Raw genomic sequence first — 6022 nt, forward strand, 5'->3', positions numbered from 1 at the left:
TTTCCTCAGTCGTCAGAACGGGGCATCGCCCTGGATGGTGGTGCGGTACAGCTTGCGCCGCAGGTGCGCGGGGCAGCCGGTGGCCAGGTGGATCAGTGAGCGGTTATCCCAGAACACCAGGTCATGGGGCTGCCACTGGTGGCGGTAAATGTTCTGCTCCAGCACGCTAAGGGCATACAGCTGCTGCAGCACGTCACGGCTTTCGTCGTCTGGCAGGCCGACAATGCGGGTGGTGAAGCCTTCACTGACGAACAGGGCTTTGCGGCCGTTTTCCGGGTGAGTGCGGACTACCGGGTGAATGACTTCCTTTACCTGCGCCAGTTGCTCGGCAGTCAGGGTCGGGCGCCAGTTGCCTTCGAATTTGGTCTCGGCGTAACGAGCGGTGTAGGAGTGAGCGGCACTGCGGCCCTCGACCACTTTGCGCAGGGCGTCAGGTACAGCATCCCAGGCTTTGTGCATGTCGGCGAACAGGGTGTCACCGCCTTCACTGGGCAGTTCCTGGGCATGCAGCATGGAACCGAGGCTTGGCAGCTCCTTGTACGACAGGTCGGAGTGCCAGAATTTGCCGGCATCACCCAGGCCGATGTTCTGGCCATTTTCGATGATGTTGGAAACGATCAGGATCTCGGGGTGGCCAGTCAGCAGGAACTGCTTGAGCACATGAATCTGCAACTCACCGAAGCGGCGGCTGAAGGCGATTTGCTGTTCCGGGCTGATGCGCTGGTCGCGGAACACCAGCACATGGTGGTCGAGGTGGGCGCGATGGACACGGGTGAAATCTTCGGCGTTGACCGGTTTGGCCAGGTCCAGGCCTATGATCTCGGCGCCGACGGCACCCGAGAAGGGGCGAACTTCGAAAACTTGCGGCTGGGCGCTGTCGATGGTCGACAAGGCGTTCAAGGCGGCTGACATTTTTCACTCCCACGCAGTGCGCGACTTCAATGGCGCGCAACGATCAGAAACGCACGGGGTTTTCCCGTGTGGGTTCAAGTCGTGCGGCGCATCGATTGGTCGACGGGTACGCAGTGGAAGCGACTATAAGGTCATAAGAGCAATATTTTAAATACCTTTAACGCATAACCATAGCACTGAGGACGGGGCGGCCTGCGATCAGATCAACCCGCCCTGCTCTTCTTCGTCGATGAGGTTGTTCAGGCTGCTGAGCGCCTTGCGTGCCGTGGAGCGGTTGAGCAGCTTGGCCTGCGCGCCTGGGGGCAAGTCAGTGATTTTGAACAGGCCCTTGGCGGTCAGCACATCGATAAGGTCTTCAAGCACGCGGATCATGTCCAGGTCGCTTTGCTTGAGCTGGTTCAGGCTGTTTTCCACAACGTCATCGGCGAACCATTCCTGAACATCGGCATGGTCGGCGGGGAGCATTTCGGTGAACTGGTCAAAAGCGGCTGCTTCTACCCGCAGCAACTGGCCAGCGGCGTCGCGTTGCACGTAGAACATGGCGGTGTCCCTCGTCACGTTGGTTCCTTGTTGGTAGACAGCAGCATAGGCAAAGATCGCCAGGCACGCAGGCCCGGCGCAAGAGTATGCGCTGTTGGCAGATGGCGGGAAAGAGCCGGGGCCGCTAAGCGGCCCCGGTGGTCTATCAGCTGTCTTTGTTGTGGATGATGATGGTTGGGTCGGCACCGCTGATCAACGAGTTGATCGTGGTGTTGGACCAGTTCACCCCTTCCAGCTTGATGGTCACGTCTGCGTTGGCGATACCACCTTCGGCGTTCAGCTTGCCTTCGCTGCTGACTTGCAGCGTCGTCGTGCCTTCCACCGTGGTGAGCTTCAGGTAGTTGTCGATGGTGCTGCCCTTCTCGCCCTGGAGCAGGTCCTTCAGGTCGATACGGTCGCCCTCGGCCACCTTGAAGTCCTTGATGACGTCGTTACCGATGTCGCCCGCCTTCCACACGAAGGTGTCGGCACCGCTGCCACCGATCAGGATATCGTTGCCCTGACCACCGATCAGGGTGTCATTGCCAGTGCCGCCCAGCAGGATGTCATTACCTTTGCCACCATCGAGCGTGTCGTTACCACCCTGACCGAAGAGGATATCGTTGCCATTGCCGCCCGACAGGATGTCGTTGCCGTCTTTGGCACCGGAGATATCGAACTCGGTGTAGTGCTCGGTGATGTACTGGTGGACATTGCTGGTGGTAACGGAGCTGACCTCGACACCGCTCTTCTGCGCGACGTAAGTCTGCATGGCCTGGTAACCCTCGCTGACAACACCGTTGAGGGTGATCAAGTCGCCGAAGATGATGTCATTGCCGTTGCCGCCATCGATAGTGTCGGCACCTGGCACCGTTGCTTCAGTGTGACCGAGAATCGCCTTCGCCAGGTCGGACGGGTCGATGTTGGTCTGCGGCTTGCCGGCGCTGTCGTATGGCTTCAAGTCGTTCAGCGTGACATCGCTGTTCAGGCCGATAGCCTGGACTTTGCTCAAGCCGCTGGTGCCACCCAGCACAGCGAAACTCGCGGTGGAGCCTGCCGCCGAGTCCACATAGTTCCAGTACTCTGCGTAGCCAGTACCGCCCAGGTTGGAGAACTCGTAGGTGCCATCGCCCTGTGCATGCAGGGTGCCGACCGTCTTGGTGGAGTCAAGCACCAGCGTACCCCAGCGGTTCTCGGAGTATGTCAGCACCTTGACTACGCCACTGCTGCTGATCTCGACCTTGTGCGTCGCGTCGGCCCAGGCACTGAAGGTATCGCCCATCTTGTAGTTGTTGACGTTGACCACATCGTCCAGGTTCTTGCCATTCTTCCACAGGCTAGGGTTGGTGTTCTCCCCGCTCTGGTAATACGTCGGCTTACCATCGGTAATGAAGTAGGTCAGGTTCTCCGCACCTTTATTGCTGGTGGCCATGGTGCTGTTGAAGAAGTTGGACGTGGTTTTGAACGCGTCTTCATAGTTGGTACCGCCACCGTTGTAGCCACCCACCATCGAGTTCAGTACCGCCTGCAGCTTGCTCAGGGCATCCGGGTCGGCAAGGTTCACCGCCACGTTCTTGTTCACCTGAGTGTCGAAGTCGACCAGGAAGATGTTCACGGTACCCGAGGTGTCGGAACCCAGGCTGGCCTTGAGCGAATTGAACACCGAAGCCAGCTGCGTCTTCGCGTCGGCAATCGACTTGTCGCTCATACTGCCCGAGCTGTCGACCATGAAGGCGATGTTGTAGTTCTTGCCCTGAACCACGTTCAGGCCCGCCACGTCAGCGACGATGATGTCGTTGCCTTCGCTGCCGGTCATCGTGTCGTTACCCGAGGTACCCACGCTGGCCTTGTAGGTTGCGCCATACACCGTGACCGGGATATTGCCGGTAGTGATGGCCGAGCCGCCCAGGCTTTCGGTGGCAGTCGAAGTGACAGTGATGTCGAACGAGCCTTTGTAGTAGGCCGGCGGAGTCAGTGTCAGGCTGCTGAGCTTCCAGCCCGTCACATCAACCGGGCTACTGCCTACCGTTACGGTATGACCCGCACCATCGCTCAGCACAGTCCCTTTCGGAATGCCGCTCAGGGTTACGTTCAGGGTTTCCGAGCCGTCGGTATCGGTCAGGGCGGTGGAGATACCGACCAGTTTCACCGAACCACCTTCCGGCCCCTCGTTGAGTTTGTAGCCGTCGTAGTAGCTCTGACCATTCACGGTGTGCAGATCGGATACGCCAAGGCCAGCATTGGCCATCTCGGTCACGTTCTGGTACATCTTGATGTTCGAGCTGCTCAGGTCGGTGACAGTACCCGAGCCTACCTGGATGTTCAGGTCATAGCTGCCTGGACCGGACTGGTTGGCATGGTAGACCTCGATCGGGTAGTAACCGCTGGTGGTCGGGGTAAAGGTGCCCGAAATCTTGCCACCAGCACCCCAGGTAGCCGTGACCACAGTGTTGCCACCGATCGTGAGCACGAAGCTGTCGTCAGCTGTACCGCTGAAGGTATAGGTCTTGCCTGCCTCCAGGTAGATCAGGCCCGAGGTCTTCGAACCGGTGCCAGCGGTGACGCTGCCATCGGACTGCACGTTGGTAATGGTGCTGCTGGAGTTGGCACTGCCAGAGTTGGCAAAGACCGTCTTCAGGTCGTCACCGGTAATGCCATTACCACCAGTACCCAGGTTTTTCAGGGAGTTCCAGACTTCCTTGGTCAGGCCTTTGGAGTCGATGTCAGCGCTGCCGAAGCTCAGGGTCGGTTTGTCGGCAACCGGGCTGATGTCGACCTTCATGGTCACTTCGCTGCCCAGATTGGTGCCGTCGTTCGGCTTGAACTTGAACTGCGCGTAGTCGGCCTGCTTGTTGCCTACGCCGTTGCCACCATAGTTGTCCGCGCCCGACTGGTTGAGAGCCGGCACAAACTTCAGGTTATTGGCAGTGATGTCGGCCTGGCTGATCACCTGGTTGACCGTCACGTTCACCCATGCCGTACCGTTGAAGAACTGCAGGGTGCCGGCGGCCGGGAGCGAGGTAATGGTTACGGACAAGCCAGTGTTGCCATCGGCATCGGTGGTTTTGAAATCACTCCATGCAAACACGTAGTCAGTGTCTTCCACACCAAACACCGCGCCACCGGGCGAAACCGGCAGGTGGTCGTTGTCGAGGATGGCAGTGGTCACGCTCGACTTGGTGCTGTCAACCTGCAGGTTCTCGAAGGTACCACCGGTGGCGGTCTCGATCTTCACGGTGAAGTTCTCGGTACCTTCGACCAGCTTGTCGTCGATGGTAGCGATGTTGAACGTCGTGCCTGTGCTGTTGGCCGGGATCTTCACGGTGGTGACACCAGAGAAGTCCTCACCGTTCTTGGCGGTGCCGCTGTAGCTGAGCGTGATGGTGACTTCGGACTTGGACGCATTGCTCAGGGTCAGCGTGTACTGGCCAGTTTCACCTTCAGTCAGCGAAGTGGTACCGGTGATGCCGACCGTAGTGACGTCGCCCTGGTTGCCCGTACCCGGTGTGCCCGAACCTGGTTCGTCGGTCACGGTGGTGGTGACCGGCGCCTTGTCCAGAGTCAGCTGTTCGAACTTGCCGACGTCCGTGCCGCTGACCGAAGCGATCGACTTCACAACCGGGTCGTTGGCACCCACGTACGGGTTGTCCGGCGCGGTGACGGTGGTAGTGCCCACGGTGCCGTTGGCCGGCACGGTGATGGTGGTCTTGCCATCGTTCAGCGTGAAGGTCAGGGCCGAGTGGTTGTTGATCGGCAGGCCGTCCTTGTTGGTCAGGGTCACGGTGTAAGTGATCACGCCGCCTTCAGTGACCGACGGGGTAGCAGTCAGCTTCGCGATGACTTCGTCGGTGGTGTCGGTGACGGTGACTTTCGCCGCATCGCCCAGCTGCAGGTTCTCGAACGGACGGTTGCCGATGTCGGCAGCCGACTTGATGCCCAGGCTGATTTCACCGCCGTCTTTGTAGACGTCGTCGCCCTGCGCAGCGTGCTCGTATGGCGCGCTGGTCTGGCCGGCCTTGATGGTGACCTGGGCGTTGTTGCTCAGGGTCACGACCAGGTCGTTGGCCAGCGCCGTGTTGATGTGCACGGTGAACGTCGGTTTGACGTTCTCGGCCACCGAGGTCTGGTCGGCGGTGATGGTCACCAGCACCAGGTCGCCCTGGTTACCAGTGCCCGGAGTGCCCGAGCCCGGTTCGTCGGTGACGGTGGTGGTCACCGGCGCCTTGTCCAGGGTCAGTTGCTCGAACTTGCCGACGTCGGCGCCGCTGACCGAGGCGATCGATTTCACGATCGAGTCGTTGGTACCGGTGTAGACGTTGTCCGGTGCGGTAACAGTGGTGGTGCCCACGGTGCCGTTGGCCGGCACGGTGATGACGGTCTTGCCGTCGCTCAGCGTGAAGGTCAGGGCCGAGTGGTTGTTGATCGGCAGACCATCTTTGTTGGTCAGCGTGATGGTGTAGGTGATCTCGCCGCCTTCGGTCACCGAAGGGGTCGCGGTCAGCTTGGCCACGACTTCGTCGGTGGTGTCGGTCACTTGAACGGTAGCCGCACCGCCCAGTTGCAGGTTCTCGAAGGTAGCGCCCGTGGCGTC

3 protein-coding genes are annotated in these 6022 nt (G+C 59.9%); all 3 read right to left on the reverse strand.

Features of this window, described 5'->3' with window-relative positions; all coding sequences use genetic code 11:
• Nucleotides 1-12: 12 nt before the first annotated feature.
• The gene (locus tag D906_RS20730; protein WP_019097410.1) at nt 13-912 is read right to left on the reverse strand and encodes a TauD/TfdA family dioxygenase; all 900 of its coding nucleotides are present in this window, start codon (nt 910-912) and stop codon (nt 13-15) included.
• A gap of 198 nt (nt 913-1110) precedes the next feature.
• Nucleotides 1111-1452 (reverse strand): hypothetical protein, encoded by a 342-nt coding sequence (locus D906_RS20735; RefSeq protein ID WP_016714389.1) that lies wholly within the window; start codon nt 1450-1452, stop codon nt 1111-1113.
• Between the two features lie 145 nt (nt 1453-1597).
• A partial coding sequence (locus D906_RS20740) for an immunoglobulin-like domain-containing protein (protein WP_146218497.1) occupies nt 1598-6022 on the reverse strand: 4425 nt, incomplete at its 5' end.

Source organism: Pseudomonas sp. LAIL14HWK12:I1, from assembly GCF_003202095.1.
Taxonomy (GTDB): domain Bacteria; phylum Pseudomonadota; class Gammaproteobacteria; order Pseudomonadales; family Pseudomonadaceae; genus Aquipseudomonas; species Aquipseudomonas monteilii.